Origin of the sequence: Micromonospora sp. NPDC049801, assembly GCF_040656575.1 — a bacterium.
Taxonomy (GTDB): domain Bacteria; phylum Actinomycetota; class Actinomycetes; order Mycobacteriales; family Micromonosporaceae; genus Micromonospora.
In genome coordinates this window covers 213,098-231,006 of record NZ_JBFAMS010000009.1, presented here as the reverse complement: position 1 = coordinate 231,006, position 17,909 = coordinate 213,098, and the positions used below count along the sequence as shown (strand labels likewise).

Below are 17,909 nucleotides of genomic sequence, written 5' to 3'. Positions count from 1 at the left end.
GAAGCGTTGGCGGCGGATGGGGCTGCCGGGGCGTGAGTCACCCGTCCGGGAGACCGCGCCCGCGAGAGCGTGATGCCTCAGTGGCATCAAGATGACTCACCGGCATCACGCTCAACGATGACTCACCGGCATCACGCTCAACACCGAACGGCCAGCCCCGCGCCGAGCCCGCCGCCGGTTGAGTCGCCCGCCGGTCGCGTCGCCCGCCGGTCGAGCCGGTCGCCGGTCGCGTCGCCCGCCGGTCGAGCCGGTCGCCGGTCGCGTCGCCCGCCGGTCGAGCCGCCAGCCGGTCGAGCCGGTCGGCGGTCGAGCCGGCTACATCGGCGGTCCCGGGGTGGGTGGCTCGGCGGGCAGGCCGGGTGCCAGGCGACGCATCGACGTGAAGGTCGGCACCAGCGCCTCGTACAGCTCGGCGAAGAGGGGCAGCAGCGCCGCGTAGGTGGCGGCGGCGGCCGGGTCGGGACGGATGGTCTCCTCCATCTGGACCAGGTCGGCGGCGACGTCGATGCTGGGGATCAGGCCCAGCGCCTGCATGCCGAGCAGCGCCGCGCCGAAGCTCGACCCCTCGCGTCCGGCGGGGAAGCTCACCGGCATGCCGAGCACGTCGGCGAGCATCTGCCGCCACAGGCCACTACGGGCGAAGCCGCCACCGGCGCGGATCTCGCGGACCTCGTTGCCGGCCGCGCGGACCGAGGTGAGGACCAGTGCGAGTTGCTGGCAGACCCCCTCCATGGCGGCCCGGACGAGGTGTTCGCGGCGGTGCCCGTGGGTCAGCCCGACGTACGCGCCGCGGGGCAGGGCGCTCCAGTGTGGAGCGCGCTCGCTGTGCAGGTAGGGCAGCATGATGAGCCCGCCCGAGCCGACCGGCGCCCGGGCTGCCAGGGCGACCAGGTCCTCCTCGGGGTGCTCGCCCAACTCCGGCGCGAGCGCGGCGCCCGCCCACTTGAGGACGATGCCGCCGTTGTTGATCGCGCCGCCGACCGCCCAGCGGTCCTCGGTGAGCGCGTAGCAGAACACTCCGCCCAGCGGGTCGACGCCGGGGCGCTCGACCATGACCCGCATCGCGCCGCTGGTGCCGATCGAGCAGGCGACCATGCCGGGGTGCACCGCGCCCAGACCCAGGTTGGCCAACGGCCCGTCGCCCGCCCCGACCACCACCGGCGTGCGCCGCGGCACGCCGATGGCGTCGGCGGCCCGCGCGGTGAGGCCGGGCAGGACGGCGGTGGTGGCGACCAGTCGGGGCAACCGCTCCCCGGTGACGCCGGCGATGGTCAACGCCTCGGCGTCCCACTCGAGGGTGTGGATGTCCATCAGGCCGGTGGCCGAGGCTATCGAGTGGTCGGTGACCAGTTCTCCGCAGAGTCGCAGCAGCACCCAGTCCTTGATGCCGACCCAGTGCGCGACGCGTTCGAAGAGCTTGGGCTCCTGCTCGGCGAACCAGAGCAGCTTGGGCAGGGGCGACATCGGGTGCATGGGCGTACCCGTGCGCCGGTGCAGCGCCAGCCCGGACGGCACCGCCCGCAGCCGCTCGGCCTGCCGGGTGGCCCGGGAGTCGGCCCAGGTCACCGACGGCGTGAGCGGGTTGCCGGCCGCGTCGAGGCCGATGAGGCTGTGCATGGCGGAGCAGAACGCCAGGCCGGAGATCGGTGCGGCCAACTCGGCCACCACGGTCCGGAGCGACTCGACGACGGCGGCGAGGATCACATCCGGGTTCTGCTCGGCGTACCCGGGGTGCGGGTCGTCGAGGGGATAGCCGACGAAGTGGCTGGCGATCAGCCGCCCGTCGGTGTCGTACGCCATGGTCTTGGTGCTCGTGGTGCCGATGTCGATCCCGATCACCACACCGGGCGGGGTAGCTGGCGGCATGACCGTCAGTATCGCCCTATCGTCCGGGTTGATCCGCCGTTCGGGTAGTTCGCCCGTCTTGGCGTGTCCCGGCCGACCGTCACAACTGTTAATCCGAGTGCACCCCAGATTGGTGGCCTACGCGGCGAAGGAGTCGGCGTGGCAAAGACTGATTCGACGGGTTCCACATGGCGGTACCGCTGGGCGCAGCGGCAGAACGTGCGGCGGATCAGCACGTACCGCGGCGCGGAGACGGCCTGGCGGCGACGCGACGACGAGTTACGGCGGCTGCGCGCCCTGGCCGCCGACTTCCACGGTTCCGCCGCGGCCGGCGCGGGCCTTCCACTCGAACTCGTCGACGACGAGGTGGTGCTGTGGGCGCTGCCCGCCGCGCAACTGGTCGAGGTGCGACACACGGCCGTGCTGCCCGCGCCGGACCTCACGGTCGCCGTGCCGGCCGCGCCGCTGCGTCCGCGCCGACCCGACGGCGTACGCGTCACCGACGCCGGCATGGCCGTCATCACCAGCCGCCGGTTGGTGCTGCTCGGCGGGCGCGGTCGGCGCGACTGGGCGTACGGCCGGATCACCGGCCTGACCCACGACCTGGTGGGGCCGGTGACCCTGATCCAGGTGCTGGACCGGCGTCGTACCTCCGGACTGTTGCTGCCCACCGACGCGGCGGCGGACTTCCGGTTCAAGCTGACGCTGGCCTTCGCCGACTCGATCGAGCAGCGAGCCGCGGTGCTCGCCCAGCTCGACGAGTTGATCGCGGAGCACGACCAGCTCAAGCCGTTCCGGCCGGCGGTGGCCACCCCGGCGCAGGCTCGGCTCTCCGCGCTCGTGCCCGGCGGTCGCCGGTCCATCGCGGTGGCGGCGGCGGTCGCGCTGCTCGTACCGGCGGCGCTCTTCGAATCGAACCCGTCGGACCCGACCGGGGGCGCGGAGGTCGCCGTGGCGGCCACGCCGGCACCGGCCGCCAGCGGGCCTCCCGCGCTGCTGCGGCCGGCGGTCCCGCGGCCCGCGCCCACCACCACGCCCAAGCGGAAACCGTCGCCACGCCCGTCGTCGAGCGCGACGTCCGGGCCGCGCTGCGGGGCGCCGGAGAACCCCCTGGGGTACGACTTCTGCGGCGGGACGAGGGTTCGCCGGCCCGCCGTCGAGGTGTGCGACTGGTTCGACTGCGTGCCGCAGTTCTGGGCGGGCCGGGGCTACCTCGTGCAGTGCCGGGACGGCTCGGTCAGCCTCGCGGGTGGCCGGGCGGGCGCGTGCGCTGACCACCGGGGCGTCCGGCGGACCGTCACGAAGTAGCGCATTTTGACCCGAACGCTCGTTCAGGTCAGTCAGAATGATCGAGTGGAGATCCGATCCGACGACGGTGCCCGGGTGCGGATCCGCCCGGTCGGCTACCAGCCCGGCATCGACCCGCCCGACGACCCCGAGCTGGCGGCGCCGGGCTGGCAGGACTGGCTGCTCATCGAGGTGGACGCCCGGACCGCCGACGGTCAGACCTGGTCACATCACTACCCGAGCCTGCTCGTCGAGGAGGCCCGCGCGCTGGGCAGTTGGCTGCACGGCCAGGCGGCGGCGGCCGGCGGTCCGAACCCGCCACCGGCGATGGTCCGCTTCACCGAACCCAACCTGGCGCTGCGTACCCGGGTGATCCGTCGACGTCGGCTGGAACTGATCGTCGAGTTCTCCGCCGAGTCGCTGCCCCCGTGGATGCGCCGGCCGGCCACCGCCATCTACCCGCTGGTCCTCACCGTCTCGGCCGACGCTCTCGCCGTCGCCGCGGCCCAGTGGGTCGGGCACTGCGAGGCGTACCCGCCGCGTACGCGATCGCGGTTCCCGGCCGACGATCCGCTGCTCGGCTCCCTGTCGCGTCGGCGACGAGCGGGCTGACCCCTATTACATCAAATCAGTTTGATGTAATCTACGGGAGTGAGATCCTCCGGCACCAGTGCGCCACCGGGGTTTGTGGCCGCCGCGGGGCACCCCGTACGGTGGGGCCTGCTCAGCGAACTGGCCCGTGGTGACCTCGCCGTACGCGAGCTGACCGCCCGTCTCGGCCAGCCGCAGAACCTCGTCTCGTACCACCTCGGCAAGCTCCGTCAGGCCGCGCTCGTGACCGCCCGGCGCAGCAGCGCCGACGGGCGAGACACCTACTACTCGCTCGCCCTGGCCCACTGCGCCGGCCTGCTGTCGGACGCTGGCGCGGCCCTGCATCCCGGGCTGCGGCTCGCCCCGCCGTCGCCGGCCACCTCGGTGACCGGCCGGGTGTTGTTCCTGTGCACCGGCAACAGCGCGCGCTCGCAGATGGCCGAGGCGCTGCTGCGGGAACGCACCGCCGGCGCCGTGCAGGCGTACAGCGCCGGGAGCCGACCGAAGCCCGTCCACCCGCACGCGGTGACCGTCATGTCGGCGCGCGGCATCGACCTGGGCTCGGCCCGACCCACGCACCTCGACGAGTTCACCGGTCAACCGTTCGACGCCGTGATCACCCTCTGCGACCGGGTCAAGGAGGTCTGCCCCGACTTCCCCGGAGGCCCGCGCAGCGCGCACTGGAGCATTCCGGACCCGGCCGCGGACCCCGACGGGCTACCCGCGTTCGAACGGGTCGCCGACGACCTCGCCCAGCGGATCGACTTCCTGCTGCACACGCTCGCCACCCCAGGAGAGAGGGCATCATGACCAGCCCCATCGATGACAGCACGGTCAGCGTGCGGTACCTCGTCGACGACGTGGCCGCCGCGATCGACTTCTACACCGTCCACCTCGGCTTCACCTCGGCCAGCGCCTTCCTGCCCGCGATCGCCGACGTGCGGCGCGGCAACCTGCGGCTACTGCTCTCCGGTCCGGCCAGCTCGGCGGGCCGGGCCCTGCCCGACGGCCGCCGTCCCCAGCCGGGTGGCTGGAACCGCATCCACCTGATCGTCGCCGACATCGACGCCGAGGTTGCCCGGCTGCGTACGGCCGGAGTGGGTTTTCGCAGCGACGTCGTCAGCGGCCCGGGAGGCCGGCAGATCGTCCTGGACGACCCGGCCGGCAACCCGGTCGAGCTGTTCGAGCCCGCTCAGGTACGGTGATCCCCGTCAGCGACGAGAAGGAGGTGAGCCCCGTGAACACCCGTTGTCACGCCTGGGCGCCCTTCTCGTCCGTCCCCCTCAGCTGACGCCTTCGGGTCGGGGAGTGCGCCCTCCCTTATCGGAGGATCAATGTCTGTCTCCCCGTTCCGCATCGACGTGTCCGATGCGGTCCTCGATGACCTGCGGGCTCGACTGGCCCGCACCCGCTTCACCGACCGCAGCGGCCACCGACCGTGGCAGGGCGGCGTCGATCCCGACTACCTGCGGGATCTGGTGTCCTACTGGCACGACGAGTTCGACTGGCGTGCCCGGGAGGCCGCGCTCAACGCGTACCCCCAGTATCTGACGCTCGTCGGCGGCCGGAAGCTGCACTTCGTGCACGTCCGCGCGGACCGTCCGGCGGGTACGCCCGCACCGCCGCCGTTGCTCCTGAGCCACGGCTGGCCCAGCAGCTTCGTCGAGATGCTGCCCCTGGTCGACCGGCTGACCAGCCCGCTCGGGGGCGCGTTCGACGTGGTGGTGCCGTCCCTGCCCGGCTTCGGCTACTCGGAGCTGCCCGACGAGCCGCTGACCCGGGCGGTCCTCGCCCGGACGCTGCACGAGTTGATGACCGACGTGCTCGGCTACGAGCGCTACGGTGCCTTCGGCGGCGACGTCGGCGGGGTCGTCACCGGTTGGCTCGGTGCCCGGTATCCGGAGCGGGTGGCCGGCATCCACATGATCCATCCACCGTTCCCGGCCAGCTTCGACGACCGACCGCTGTCGGCGGCCGAGCAGGCGTTCCTGGACGCCGAGGCCGCGTACGACGAGACCGACGGCGGCTACAGCGCCATCATGGGCACCCGTCCGGACACCCTGGCAGCGGCGCTCGCCGACTCACCCGCCGGGCTGGCCGCGTGGCTCGTCGACAAGTACCGGGACTGGAGCGACAACCACGGTGACCTGGCGAACAGCATCGACCGGGACACCCTGCTCACCATCATCACGCTGTACTGGGTGACGGGCACGATCGGCTCGTCGTTCCGGCAGTACGCCGACTTCGACCACAACACGCCACGACCCGACATCACCGTGCCCGCCGCGTTCACGGTGAGCACCGAACCCTCGCAGGCGAACTTCCCCCGTTCGATCGCCGAGCGGGCCTGCACCGACATCCGGCACTGGAGCGAACCGGGCCGGGGCGGGCACTTCATGCCGCTGGAGGAACCGGACCTGCTCGCCGCTGAGCTGAGGGAGTTCTTCACCTCGCTGCGCTCGTAGGGCTGCCCCGGCGGCTGCTCCGGTTCTCTGCCGGAGCAGCCGCCGGCAGCGGGCTACGCGCTGCGTTCCGTCAATACTCTTCTTTCGGGCGCAACGGGATACATCGATCCCGGTCGCGTTGCCTGTCACGTACGTGAGCGGTTGTAACGCGTGTGACCGTGACCTCTGTGGCCCACGTCCCCTGGCGGACCGCCTGGGCCGAGCGCGAGAACGAGCGCCGGCAGCGCGCGTACCGGCACGCCACCGACGCCTGGCAGCGCCGCGACGACCACCTGGTCCGGCTCCGCATCGAAGCCGCCAGCTTCATCGGGTGTACGCAGCCCCGCACCGGCCTGCCGGTAGAGCTCGACGACGACGAACTCGTCTTCCGCGTCCTTCCCGTCGCCACGCTTGTCGAGGCCGAGGCGCGGCACGTCCCCGGGCTACCCACACCGGGTTCGTGTTCCTTCGCTGAGCCGTCTTCCGAGGCGCTGCCGCCGGGCCTGCGGGCGGTCGACACCGGCATGGCCGTGGTGACCAGCCGACGGGTGGCCTTCGGCGGCCGGGAGCACCGGCGCGAGTGGCGGTACGACGACCTGGTCGGCCCCGCCCACCACCCCGACGTCCCGGTCACCCTGCTGCCCGACCGCGGCCGACTGGACGGGCTGCTGGTCCCGTCCGGTGCCGTGGTGAACTTCCGCTTCTATCTCACCCTTGCGACCAGCGAGGATCGCGCCGCTGTCGTCGCCCAGATCGACGAACTGCTGACCGCCCACCGGGCCGCTCCGCCCGCGCCTCCTCTGGTGGTGGGGCCCGACGACGCGCCGCTGAAGGCGGTACGCCTCGACCGGCGCGCGGTCAGTGCCGCCGCCGTCGCCGCAGTGGTGTTCGTGACGCTCGGACCGGGTGCTCTGGGCCCTGGAGCGTCAGGTCCCGTCGGCCCGGTGCCCTCGGCGGAGATCGTCGCGATGGACCTGCCGAGGGCTGGGGCGGTGTTCGTGCCGCTCGGGCCCGTCGGGCCGGTGCCAGCCAGGACGCGGGTCGGCTCGGCCGTCAGTGCCGTATGGACCGCCCCGCCCGCCTCGACTGTCCGGCCGTCGGCCCCGACAGATGTCGCTACAGCGGTGCCCCCTGTCGTAGCGGTGGCCCTGCCACCGGTCGCCGCGCCGCCCGTCGTCCCGACCCGTTCGCCGAGTCCGGTGCCGACGCCGGTCCCCAGCACGGACCCGCCCGCGTCAGCCCCGCCGACGCCCCCCGTCGCGTCGGCCTCACCGACGCCGACCCCGACTCTGACGGCTACGCCCTCACCGAATCCCGAGTTGCTGGCTGTCTGTCTGGACCCTCTTCAACTGCCGGTGCTGGACCCGCTGCTCTGCCCGTCCCCGGCACCATGATCGGCGTCTTGGCTGTTTGCCGCCGCTTGCTCAGTCCATGGCGCTGAAGTCGGGGACGGTGAGGGAGCCGTCCTCCGCAAGGGCGAAGCCCGGGTTCCAGGCGATCTCCCACAGGTGACCGTCCGGGTCGGCGAAGTAGCCGGCGTAGCCGCCGTAGAAGGTCTCCTGGGCTGGTTTGGTCACCGTCGCGCCTGCCTTGGTCGCGGTGGCGATCACCTCGTCGACCTCGGCTTGTGAGCGGACGTTCTGGGCGAGGGTCACCCCGCCGAAGCCGTCGGTGCCCGGGTCGTCGATGCCCGCGTCGGCGGCCAGCTTGTCGCGGCCCCAGAGGACGAGGGCCAGGCCGCCGGCCTGGATGAAGACCGTCCCCTCGACCTCCTGGCCCCGCCAGCCGAGGTGCTCGTAGAACGCCTTCGCGCGGGCCACGTCCGCGACTCCCAGGGTGATGAGGCTGATCCGCTGTTCCATGGTCTTCAACCTAACGCGCAGTTCCGCCGCCGGTTAGGCAGGCGGCCCCGACGATGTGGCCGCCCGAGCGGCCAGGGCAGCACCGAAATCATCGCCAACACGCGTTTGATGGAGTTTGGTGAGATCGACTTAACCCATAGCATCGATGCTATGGGTTGGGGTAGCGTGGAGCTGGAACCAGAGGTCCGAGACTGGCTGGAGGAACTATCAACTGCCGACTTCGCTCGAGCGGCGTTCTACATCGATCTTCTGGCCGGCCGAGGCGTCTTGCTCGGAGAGCCGCACAGCAGGCAGCTTGACGGCAAACTGCGTGAGCTGCGGTTTTATCTGGAGCGCGACGCAGTCCGCGTGACCTACTGGATAGCCTCCGACCGGAGGATCATCCTGCTCACGGTGTTCCGCAAGACGCGGATGCGGGAGGACCGGGAAGTCGAGCGGGCTCGCCGCGCATTCGAGCGATGTGTGGCGGAGCGGCACATCGTGAACGAGAGGGCAGAGCGATGAGTGATCGCCTGGACTGGAACGACCTGCGTGAGCACCGGATGGCGGAGCCGGGGGCGGCCGAGACGTACGAGGCCACCCGGATCGCCTTCGAGCTTGGCCAGGAGGTGCGCAACCTGCGCGAAGGGCACGGCTGGAGTCAGAGCCAGTTGGCGCAGGCCGCCGGCATGACTCAGTCCGCGGTGGCACGCTTCGAGGCGGGCGGGACTGTGCCGACCCTGCCGGTCCTGGAGAGGTTGGCCCGGGCTCTGGATCGACGGCTGGACGTCAGGTTCGCCTCAAACGCGGACGCAGCTTGACCAACCGCCGGTGAGGGCTAAGCGGCGATTGTTCGGGCGGTGGCGTAGACGTCGGCGGGTAGGGCGTGGTGGAGCTGCCACAGGACACGCATCGGCCGGTCACCGGTGTGCGACTCGTACGTCATGGTGCCGGCGTAGAGGTACGGCGGTGCGCCCAGGTCACGGTCGGCGATACGGGTCTCCCGAATGAAGAGGTGCACTGTCGAGCCGCCCGACGTATAGCGCCGCCCGGTCGCCGACGCCGCCGACGTGGTGCTCTGCGACTCCCACTGGAACAACGTGTCGGTGATGGCCCGGTCGGCGTACATGGTGGTGGGGGAGTAGTGCGCCTCCGACTTGACCAGGGTGACGAAGAACAGGTCGGCCTGGGCGTCCGGCAGCCACTTCACCCCCTCGCGCAGCGAGCCCGGATTGGGCATTCCGAAGGCGGCGCACGCCTCGTTGCGGCTGTACCGGGCGTGCACCCGCAGCGGCACCGCCCCCGCCGCGAGCGCGGGCGTGACCCGGTGGATGCGGTCCCGCAGCACCTCGGCGACCTGCCGCAACTCGGCGCAACGCGCCGGCTCCTTCCACAGTTGTGCCAGCCGTTCGCCGCGCGTCGCCAGCGGGGCGTTCGGCCCCCAGAGGCTGAAGTGCAGCATGTCCAGTAGTCGGCTGCTGCCCGCGTACCCCTGCTGACCTGGCGCGGGTGGTCCGGCCGCGACCTTCGTTAGTAGCTCTAGCCGGTCGGTGTCGTCGATGTGCAGCATGCGACCGATGGCGCGGCCCAGCTCGCGGTCGTCGGGGCCGGGCGCGGTCGTCTCGACGCCGGCGAGCCGCCGCAGGCCGGTCCAGCCACCGACGCTGGCCGATCGGTACACGTCCTCGATCTCCAAGCCCGTCTCGCGCAGGAACGTCGCCAGAGTGACGTCGCCGAGTTGCCGCAGCTCAGAGACCAGGCCGGTCTTCGAGGTGGGCAGTGCGCTTTTCAGGTTGGCGAGGACGAGATCCTTTGCCACCCGGTCCAGCTCGACGTGGCAGCCGCTGGGCAGACTCGGGAAGTCGTCGCGAACCGCCTCGGTGATCGCCCGCCGGCTCACCCCCGTCAGGGCACGCCAGCGCAGGTCGAAGCGGAAGTTGGCGTTCTGCCCGCCGATGAAGTCGAGCACGGTCAGGCAGGGCTTGTCGTCGTCCAGTCGCAGACCACGGCCGAGTTGTTGCAGGAAGATCGTGGCGCTCTCGGTGGGTCGCAGCATCAGGATCGTGTCGACCATCGGCAGGTCGACGCCCTCGTTGAACAGGTCCACGGTGAAGAGCACCCGAAGCTTGCCGGCCTTGAAGTCCCGCAACAGCGTGGCCCGATCAGTGCCGGCTCGCGACGTCACTGCCGCAGACGCCACGCCGTGGTCGTTGAACCACCTGGCCATGAACTCGGCGTGCCCGATGCTCACGCAGAACCCGAGTGCCCGCATCCGCCCGACGTCCACCTTGTCGCTGACCGCACGCAACACCGACCGCGCCCGTGCGTGGTTGCCGGTGTAGACGACGTCCAGGTCGGCCGGGTCGTAGCCTTGGCCGCGCTTCCAGGCGAGGTGCGACAGGTCCACGTCGTCGTGCAGCCCGAAGTACTGGAACGGCGCCAACAACTGCCGCTCCAACGCGTCCCACAGGTGCAGCTCAACGGCCGCGCGCCCGTTGAACCACCGGCGCACGTCGCCGCCGTCGGCCCGGTCGGGGGTCGCGGTCAGTCCAAGGAGTACGCGGGGACGCAGCCGCTCCAAAAGCCGGGTGTACGTGGGCGCTTCAGCGTGGTGGAACTCGTCCACGATCACCATGTCGTACGCCTCGGGGTCGACCTCCCGCCGGTGCAGCGACTGGATGGAGGCGAAGACGTGCTTCCAACCGTTCGGCTTCTCGCCCGCGACAAGCGTCTCGCCGAAGCTGCCGTCCCCCATGACCTGCCGGAACGTAGACAGGCTCTGCCGCAGAATCTGCTCCTGATGCGCTACGAAGAGCAGCGAGTCCGCTCGCTTCGCCCTGTGCAGCCGGCGGTAGTCCAGGGCGGCGACGACGGTCTTGCCGGTGCCCGTCGCCATCACCACCAGATTGCGCCAACGCCCGTGCACCAGCCGTTCGGCGTCCAGGTCGGCGAGGATCTCTGCCTGGTACGGGTACGGGCGCACGTCCAGGTTCGAGATCTCGGTGGGTGTCTGGTCGCGGCGTTCCCCGCTCAGTGCATGCCGAAGCCGTTCGGCGTCCCTGGTCGCGTCGTACGCCTCGAACGCCGGGTCGTTCCAGTAGTCCTCGAACGTGGCCGTGAACGTGTCTATGACGTGCGGCTGCTCGATGTTCGAGATGCGGACGTTCCACTCGACGCCGTCCACCAGTGCGGTCTTCGACAGGTTCGACGAGCCGACGTACGCGGTGGTGGTGCCGTTCTTACGGCGGAACAGCCAAGCCTTGGCGTGCAGGCGGGTGGTCCGCGTCTCGTAGGACACCTTGACCTCTGCGCCCAGCTCTTTGAGCCGGTCGAGCGCTCGCTGATCGGTCGCGCCGAGGTAGGTGGTGGTGATGACGCGGACCTTGCCGCCTCGGTCGATCAGGTCGCGGATGGCGTGCTCAACGATGCGCAGGCCGTACCACTTAATGAACGCGCAGAGCAGATCGACGCTCTCGGCCGAGGCCATCTCGTGGTTGACCTCGTGGCCGATTCGGGGCTGGTGGCGGCCGTTGACCAGGAGTGCGCCGGTGGAGAGGGGCGTGGTGGGACGGTCCGGAAAGCTCGGCTGCGCGGGTGGCGTTGGCGGGGCGGCGATGGCATGGAGCAGGTGCTTGGCGTCGGTGACCTGGTCCTGTTCCGTTGCTGCCTTGGGACTCAGGGTGGTGATGGCGTCAGCGATCTGGTTCGCCATTGCGATCTGGTGGTGGAGCTTGTCGTCGCCATTGGGGACGGACTGCAGGGCTCGGGCGGCCAGGGTGGCGATGTGCCGGGCGAGGGCGGTGTGCGCGTCGGCCGGGTCGAGGTTGTGGTGCTGAACCAGGGCGGGGTCGACATGCTGGAGGCGATCAGCCAGCTCACGGGTGATCAGGTGCTCGTACACACCCCGCTCAAGATCCGTCATTCGAGCTACCTAACCACACGTTCCGTCTATGGATGGGGCGCGGCGACCGGTCGCATCGGCAGAACTTGTCGCGCAATCGGCGAGGCCACCTCACCCGACTGGCGACTCATGCAACGCGCAACGCAGGTAGCAGCCCGACCGATTGCAGGCGTTCGTAGGCCAGCTCGATATGCGCGGAGGTGAAAAGCCGGGCTTTTCGACCACTCCAAGAACGAACGCGCTCGGTCAGTTCGTCGAGGTCATCGGTAGGCGGATGCGCTGCCGCCGCGTAATGCACGGTCGCCAGCAGTTCCAGGCTGTACGGGGACTCGAATCCGTCGGTCAACCGAGCTAGCTGATCCAATGTCTCAGACGCTGCTGCGCCATGAGCTTCTGACCACGCTGCGACGTCGCCGGCAGCGCCGGGGGGCAGCCGAATGGGTCGCAGCTCCTCAACCCGTGCAGAACGGTCGCCGAAGCCCGTCAGGTAGTGCCCTTCGAGGCGGTCCAGCACGTGGTTGAGGCTTTCGGCGTACGGGCCGTACCTGCCCCGGCTGAACTCCAGTCGCAGCGGTTGCCCCAGCACCTGGAGAAAATAGGCGATCTTCTGAATCTCCAGGATGGTGATGCCATCACGTGGTTCGAGTCGTCGTGCTCGGCTCAGATAGCGATCGATGGCCTGGATCAGGGTGACGCGGCCCGGAGTGAGCGGAGGTTTCACCGTCGCCACCGGCATGTCGGCCGGGTCAGGTGCTCCCTCTGGGGGGAAGAGTAAGACTCGCACCTCAGGGACCTCGGCGAAGGCGCCTTCGATGAGCGATCGAACGTCGTCCCAGTCAAGTCCACCGTTGCCGCAGCCCAGGGCGGGCATCGCCACAGATGCGATCTTCCGCTCGCGGACCACCCGGACGAGGTCGGCCAGTCCGGTCTCAATGTCCTTCAGCTTCGAGTTGGCCCGCCAGTGTCCCTTGGTCGGGAAGTTGATGACGTACCTGCGGGGGCCAAGGCGCGCCGAGTCGAACACAAACATTTGCCCCAAGGTGACCTGGTTTTCATGGCATGCCGTGCGGTAGGCCGCGTAGTTTGCCGGGTAGGCGCGCTTGAACTGAAGAGCGATGCCTTTCCCCATGACCCCGACCGTGTTGACGGTGTTGACCAGCGCGTCCGCTTCGGCGGTCAGCAGGTTCCCGTGGCTGATGATGATCATTCGCGCACCTCCCCCCGTGTGTACCCGTAGTACCAGCTCGGTCTGACACCTACGTAAGGCTCGATCATGCCAGCGTCTCGGAACAGCTGCCTCACCTGCTCCTGCCGATCCGTCGTCCGTACGACGTAACCGGCGAGCAGGTCGAGAGGAAACTCCCGGTGTACCAGGAACTCGGCCGCTCGCCGACGCATGCGGTCCATGTCGTCGGGAACGTCTTTCCAGATCTGGGCCTCCATCAACGGCCAGTCGACCAACGCCGTGAGCTCGGCCAACTCAGCCGAGAATCTGGTCAAGCCGACTGCGCAGTTCCCATCGCTTGCCACCCACTCGATTCTGGCCGCGTGTACCCGTTCCACCGAACTAACCAGGTATACGAGGGGATCATCTCCTCCTGGATAGCATCCCGGTTTTCCTGCTCGATGATCACAGGCAATCCTGAACATCATGGGCGAGCGTGGGGCGAAGTAGAACGGCACGTAGTCTGCTACGACTCCGCCGGGATGGCATGGCACGGGTCGTTCTCGTCGGCGTGCCTTGATCTCGACCGCGCCGACGTTAATTGCGAGCTGTCGTCCTACACCGCTGTCCGCCAGTAGTCGACCGGCCTTCACGATCCTTGGCAAATTATCAACATGCGTGAAGTGCATGATTCGAATCGGTGTTGGCCGCATGGCTGATTCGGTCACAGATCAGTCCTTGTTGATCAGGCGTTCGGGACCCGGACCAGGACGTCGAAGGTCGGCGCGTTCTCCCACCCCGGCCGAAGTTTGGTTACCTTGGTATAGCCCCAGGAGCGGTACGCGTTCTGAGCAGCGACATTGTCCGGCCGGACCAGCAGCGTGGTTCGTTGCTCCGTGCGGGCCGCGATCAACCCGTCGTGCAGCGCCGCGGCGATGCCCCGGCGTCGCCAGGCAGGGCGGACCATCAGCTCGCTTATCGCGAACGTGCGGGTCCCGTCCTCGTCGGTGAAACCAGGCGGCACAGGGTCATGGAGGCCCTCCCACCAACGCGTCTCGGCGGGAAGCGGAAACCCGTAGATGTAGCCAACCAGACTCCCGTCTACCTCGGCGATGACCAGCTCCCAGCCCACTCGTTGCATGTGCAGGTCGAGCTGACGCCGGTAGCGGTCCTCGCTGTAGAACTCGCCGCCGCCCGCGTAGACCTCCAAGTAGAGGTCCACAAGCTGATCGAGGATCCCCTCGGCCTCGCCGGCGCTGTGATGGCGAAGCTGCAAGCCCTCGATCACACACTCACCGCCCGGTCGTAGGCGGCGACGAACTGGCGCGTTGCCGCGGTCGCCTGCCGTGGCATCGCCAGGTTCGAACGCACCTGCGCAAGGTTCCGGCTGATTCGTCCCGAGTTCATCTGGCTCACCGCGGGCAGGACGTCCAGCGCGATACGGGCCGCCTCGTTGACGTCGCCCTGCTGGTACGCCGCCTTGGCGAGCTCGATTGTGTAGAGGACCTGGTTACGCCGATGGCCGGGTGACGGGTTGGCGATGAGGGCGCGGAACGACTGGGCGGCGCGGTCGGGCCGGTCCAGGGCGAGGTAGGAGAGTCCCTGGATACCGTTCACTTCTTGCTCGTTCACGAAGTCGACAAATCCAAGATCGTCCTCGTGCGGTCCGCGCTCCAACTCGCGGCGAGCCTTGGTCATCTCCCGGCTGAAGCCGCCCGCGTCCGTAAGCACGGCGTATGTGTGCGCTCGTCGCAGATGTAGCAGCGTGGTTAGCCGAGGCGTTGCCCATCTGGCCGAGACGCGTAGCGCGGCCTCGGCACAGTGCAGCGACTCGCCGGGCTGACTCTCGCGGAGCAGCATGGATAGCTGGGCTAGCGCTCGTACCTCCACGCGAGGATCGTCGGCGATGCGGGCCCGAGTAATGGCCTCGTTCAGGTAGGGCCTTGCCTCTGGCCTGCGATCGGCATCGATAGCGAGCCAGGCAGCCTGGATGCCGAGGTCGGCCAGGGCGCTTTGAATAGCATCGCCGACCTCTCGGCTGTAGTGCGCCCTCGCCGCCCAATTTGACAGCCTGGCGTGTGCCTGGACGGCAATGTCGCACAGCTGGTCGGCACCGACTGCCGCATCGGCTCGCCGGAGATCTTCGACCAGCGAGCTGGCCAGGCGCACCTGGTCCATGCCAATGCTCCGCGGCACGTCAGCAGGGCCCGTGAGTAGGTAAGGGTGACCGGCTGCGGCGAGTCCTGCGAGCGCGGCCAGTGCGTTGAAGCGTCGCCGGTCCGTAGCGCCACCCCCTCCGGTTGATGCCCCCTCCACGGTAACCACCATGGCCGGCAGTTTGCCCTGCTCAGTTATCGCGTCATGCGCATAAGGATCGTCTGCTGTGCCCTCTGCGGCGCGGTCGTCGACTCGGTAAGGCTGACCAGGAAGACCGAACCAGAGGCAGGAAGCCGGTATCCCAAGGAGCTTGGCCCAGTGCGCCAGCCTGTCCAGATGCACCAGCGGCGGGCCGTTCTCCACGCGACTCAACTGCGCCTGCGTGATCCCCAGCCACCCCGCCACCACGCTCTGCGGCAACGCGACCCGCCCGTGGTACGGATGGCACCGGTACGCCCGGATCACCCGCCCCAGATGCCGCTCGGTCAGTGCGAGTCGTACCGGTTCGTGGTCCCAGAAGTTCGCCGGCACCACCGGCGGCGCGCTGAGCCGGTCCCGCTCGGCGGCCCGGCACGGCGTACACCGTCCGGTGTCGTTGTCCCGGGCCAGCCGTCCGCCGCATCGAGGGCAGTTCGCGTGTGTCACCGGCGGCTCCGTCCCGTCTCGCCTCATCGAGCCTATCCATTGAACACGCTCCGTGGAGCACTGGTATACGCGCGACGCATATCGCCAATGGACCGCCCAATAAGCGGCGGCTGCTCAGTACGGGCGCACCGCCCGCAGCGCCTCGACGACCACGCCCCAACGCCCCGGCCCGTTCACCGAGTTCAGCGGCTTTCCGTCCGCCATCCTCACGCCGGCGGCGCGCAGGACCGTCAGGTGACCCGCATAGGCGGGATGCGCGGCCAACTCATCCTTGGTGTGCGGGAACGCGATGATCGGCAGCCCCGCGCCCAGCGACTCGTTGAGGACGCCGAGCGCCAGCGTGTCGTTGATGCCCAACGCCCACTTGGTCACCGTGTTGAACGTGACCGGGGCGGCCAGCACCACGTCGGCGGGCGGGTGGGGCTCGGGGTCGCCGGGCATCCGCCACTCCACGCGTACCAGATAGCCGGTTTTTTCTTGTAACGCCGCTCGATCGAGCCACGGCGCGGCGGTCGGGCTGACGATCATGCAGACCCGCCAGCCGTCGGCGATCAGGAGGTCGACCAGCTCGTCGACATTTTCCGCCGGACCCGCGGCGCAGACGACCAGGTGCAGCACTGGGCGTTCCGTCATGCCCGCAGTCTGCCCGACTCGGCAGCCGCGGCGTGGAGCGCATACCGATCCCGTATGCCGTAGACGAGCACCGTGACATGCCGTTGTGCCTGGTCAGGCGCGACAGTCGATGCATGGCCCGGGGCGGGTACTCGGCCCCGGAGTTGCGCCGGCCCTCAACGGCGCAGCTCCTCCCGCCCCGGTGCCAGCCCACGATTCGACGACTTGGAGCCGGTATGCCCACCGTGATCGACGACGACCTCCCGGCCCGCATGAGCCTGGCCGCCGCCTGGGAGTCGGTCGACGTGCGGGCCGCCGGCGACTTCTGGTGCACAGTCGAAGACCGCCGGACCGGGCTGCTCCCACACCGCGACGCGCCGCTGTTCTTCACCGCGTTGGGCCGCCTCCTGGTCGGCGGCGACGTCCCGGCGAACCGAGCGGCGCTGCTGCGGGTACTCGGCCGCGCGTACCGTCACTTCGACCTGCTCCCGCACGTCACCACCGTCGGCGACGCGTTGCTCGCGACAGTGGCCCGTCACGCCCAGCCGGTGTGGACGCCGCAGCTCACCGTCATCGCCGAGCGCGCCCTGTGCCGCGCCACGCAGGCCATCCGCCGGGCCGCCGCGCTCGCCGGCGACGGCCGGGCCTGGTGGCACGTCGAGGTGATCGGGCACGATCGACCGTCGCCCGACATCGCCATCCTGACGGTACGTCCCATGCGGCGACTGCCGTTGCAGCCAGGTCACGCCGTGCCGGTCTGCACGCCGCGTCTGCCGGGGCATTGGCGTTGGCTGTCGCCGGCCAACGCCCCACGCCCGGACGGCACCGTCGAGCTGCACGTCCGCGCCGTACCCGCCGGCACCGTCTCCCACCGCCTGGTTCATCGGGTACGCCCCGGTGAGCTGCTCTGGCTCGGCCCACCCGTCGACACCGGGCTGAGCCTGGACCCGGCGCGTACCGATGATCTGCTGCTCGTCGCCGGTGGCACCGGGTTGGCGCCGCTGCGCGCCTTGGTGGAGCAGGTCGCCGCCGCACCGAATGGCCGGCGGGTGACGCTTGTCGTCGGCGCGCGTACGTTCACCGACCTGTACGACGCGGTCGCCCTCGACAAGCTGCAGTGCGCCCACGACTGGCTGACGATCGTGCCGGCCCTCTCCGACGACCCCTGCGCCGAGCCGGGCGAGCAGGGCGACGCCCTTTCCATCGCCCTCGACCATTACCAGCCCGGCCAGGACATCTACGTCTGCGGCCCACCCGCGATGGTGGCCGGCGCCCGGGCGCGGCTGCTGGCCCTCGGCATACCGAACGCCAGGGTCCACATGCCCCAGAGCTTCGGCCGACGCGCCAGCGGACCGTGTGGTCCCTGAGTGGGTGATGCCGGTGAGTCATCAAGATGACGCACAGGCATCAGGCTCGTCAGG

Annotated in this window: 17 protein-coding genes; 9 read left to right on the top strand and 8 right to left on the bottom strand. The window is 69.8% G+C overall.

Going from position 1 to position 17,909, the window contains the following annotated elements; all coding sequences use genetic code 11:
• Positions 1-315: 315 nt before the first annotated feature.
• Positions 316-1,866, bottom strand: a complete 1,551-nt coding sequence (locus AB0I89_RS18680) for a gluconokinase (RefSeq protein ID WP_357127903.1) — start codon at positions 1,864-1,866, stop codon at positions 316-318.
• 138 nt (positions 1,867-2,004) lie between these two features.
• Between AB0I89_RS18680 and AB0I89_RS18675 the strand changes: the two genes are divergently transcribed.
• From AB0I89_RS18675 to AB0I89_RS18650, 6 genes are all read left to right on the top strand, one after another.
• Positions 2,005-3,153: a hypothetical protein gene (locus AB0I89_RS18675; RefSeq protein WP_357127900.1), complete on the top strand. Its 1,149-nt coding sequence runs from the start codon at positions 2,005-2,007 to the stop codon at positions 3,151-3,153.
• Positions 3,154-3,198: 45 nt separating this feature from the next.
• A complete protein-coding gene (locus AB0I89_RS18670; RefSeq protein ID WP_357127897.1) occupies positions 3,199-3,744 on the top strand; it encodes a hypothetical protein in 546 nt (181 codons plus the stop codon).
• A gap of 39 nt (positions 3,745-3,783) precedes the next feature.
• A complete protein-coding gene (locus AB0I89_RS18665) occupies positions 3,784-4,533 on the top strand; it encodes a MarR family transcriptional regulator (protein ID WP_357127895.1) in 750 nt (249 codons plus the stop codon).
• Positions 4,530-4,928, top strand: coding sequence for a VOC family protein (locus AB0I89_RS18660; RefSeq protein WP_357127892.1), 399 nt, complete (start codon positions 4,530-4,532; stop codon positions 4,926-4,928). The genes AB0I89_RS18665 and AB0I89_RS18660 overlap by 4 nt, the downstream gene beginning before the upstream one ends.
• A 129-nt stretch (positions 4,929-5,057) precedes the next feature.
• Complete coding sequence (locus AB0I89_RS18655; protein WP_357127889.1) at positions 5,058-6,188, top strand: epoxide hydrolase family protein; 1,131 nt, start codon at positions 5,058-5,060, stop codon at positions 6,186-6,188.
• Between the two features lie 167 nt (positions 6,189-6,355).
• Positions 6,356-7,561, top strand: a complete 1,206-nt coding sequence (locus AB0I89_RS18650) for a hypothetical protein (protein WP_357127886.1) — start codon at positions 6,356-6,358, stop codon at positions 7,559-7,561.
• 30 nt (positions 7,562-7,591) lie between these two features.
• Here AB0I89_RS18650 and AB0I89_RS18645 read toward each other — a convergent pair whose 3' ends face one another.
• Positions 7,592-8,029, bottom strand: coding sequence for a VOC family protein (locus AB0I89_RS18645; RefSeq protein ID WP_357127883.1), 438 nt, complete (start codon positions 8,027-8,029; stop codon positions 7,592-7,594).
• A 108-nt stretch (positions 8,030-8,137) separates the two neighbouring features.
• Here AB0I89_RS18645 and AB0I89_RS18640 point away from each other — a divergent pair, with 108 nt between their 5' ends.
• Both AB0I89_RS18640 and AB0I89_RS18635 read left to right on the top strand, forming a co-directional pair.
• A complete protein-coding gene (locus AB0I89_RS18640; protein ID WP_357127880.1) occupies positions 8,138-8,533 on the top strand; it encodes a type II toxin-antitoxin system RelE/ParE family toxin in 396 nt (131 codons plus the stop codon).
• A complete protein-coding gene (locus AB0I89_RS18635; RefSeq protein ID WP_357127877.1) occupies positions 8,530-8,829 on the top strand; it encodes a helix-turn-helix transcriptional regulator in 300 nt (99 codons plus the stop codon). The genes AB0I89_RS18640 and AB0I89_RS18635 overlap by 4 nt, the downstream gene beginning before the upstream one ends.
• A 17-nt stretch (positions 8,830-8,846) precedes the next feature.
• Here AB0I89_RS18635 and AB0I89_RS18630 read toward each other — a convergent pair whose 3' ends face one another.
• The 6 genes from AB0I89_RS18630 to AB0I89_RS18605 all read right to left on the bottom strand — a co-directional run bounded on the left by AB0I89_RS18630 (position 8,847) and on the right by AB0I89_RS18605 (position 16,509).
• Positions 8,847-11,930, bottom strand: a complete 3,084-nt coding sequence (locus AB0I89_RS18630) for a DUF3427 domain-containing protein (RefSeq protein ID WP_357127874.1) — start codon at positions 11,928-11,930, stop codon at positions 8,847-8,849.
• A gap of 106 nt (positions 11,931-12,036) precedes the next feature.
• Positions 12,037-13,116: a macro domain-containing protein gene (locus AB0I89_RS18625; protein WP_357127871.1), complete on the bottom strand. Its 1,080-nt coding sequence runs from the start codon at positions 13,114-13,116 to the stop codon at positions 12,037-12,039.
• Positions 13,113-13,802 (bottom strand): DUF4433 domain-containing protein, encoded by a 690-nt coding sequence (locus AB0I89_RS18620; protein WP_357127868.1) that lies wholly within the window; start codon positions 13,800-13,802, stop codon positions 13,113-13,115. The genes AB0I89_RS18625 and AB0I89_RS18620 overlap by 4 nt, the downstream gene beginning before the upstream one ends.
• A gap of 17 nt (positions 13,803-13,819) precedes the next feature.
• Positions 13,820-14,362: a GNAT family N-acetyltransferase gene (locus AB0I89_RS18615; RefSeq protein WP_357127865.1), complete on the bottom strand. Its 543-nt coding sequence runs from the start codon at positions 14,360-14,362 to the stop codon at positions 13,820-13,822.
• Positions 14,359-15,876 (bottom strand): hypothetical protein, encoded by a 1,518-nt coding sequence (locus AB0I89_RS18610; protein ID WP_357127862.1) that lies wholly within the window; start codon positions 15,874-15,876, stop codon positions 14,359-14,361. The genes AB0I89_RS18615 and AB0I89_RS18610 overlap by 4 nt, the downstream gene beginning before the upstream one ends.
• A gap of 114 nt (positions 15,877-15,990) precedes the next feature.
• Positions 15,991-16,509 (bottom strand): flavoprotein, encoded by a 519-nt coding sequence (locus AB0I89_RS18605; protein ID WP_357127859.1) that lies wholly within the window; start codon positions 16,507-16,509, stop codon positions 15,991-15,993.
• Between the two features lie 215 nt (positions 16,510-16,724).
• On the opposite strand from AB0I89_RS18605, the gene AB0I89_RS18600 reads away from it, so the two are divergent.
• Positions 16,725-17,855 (top strand): FAD-binding oxidoreductase, encoded by a 1,131-nt coding sequence (locus AB0I89_RS18600; protein WP_357127856.1) that lies wholly within the window; start codon positions 16,725-16,727, stop codon positions 17,853-17,855.
• Positions 17,856-17,909: the final 54 nt, after the last annotated feature.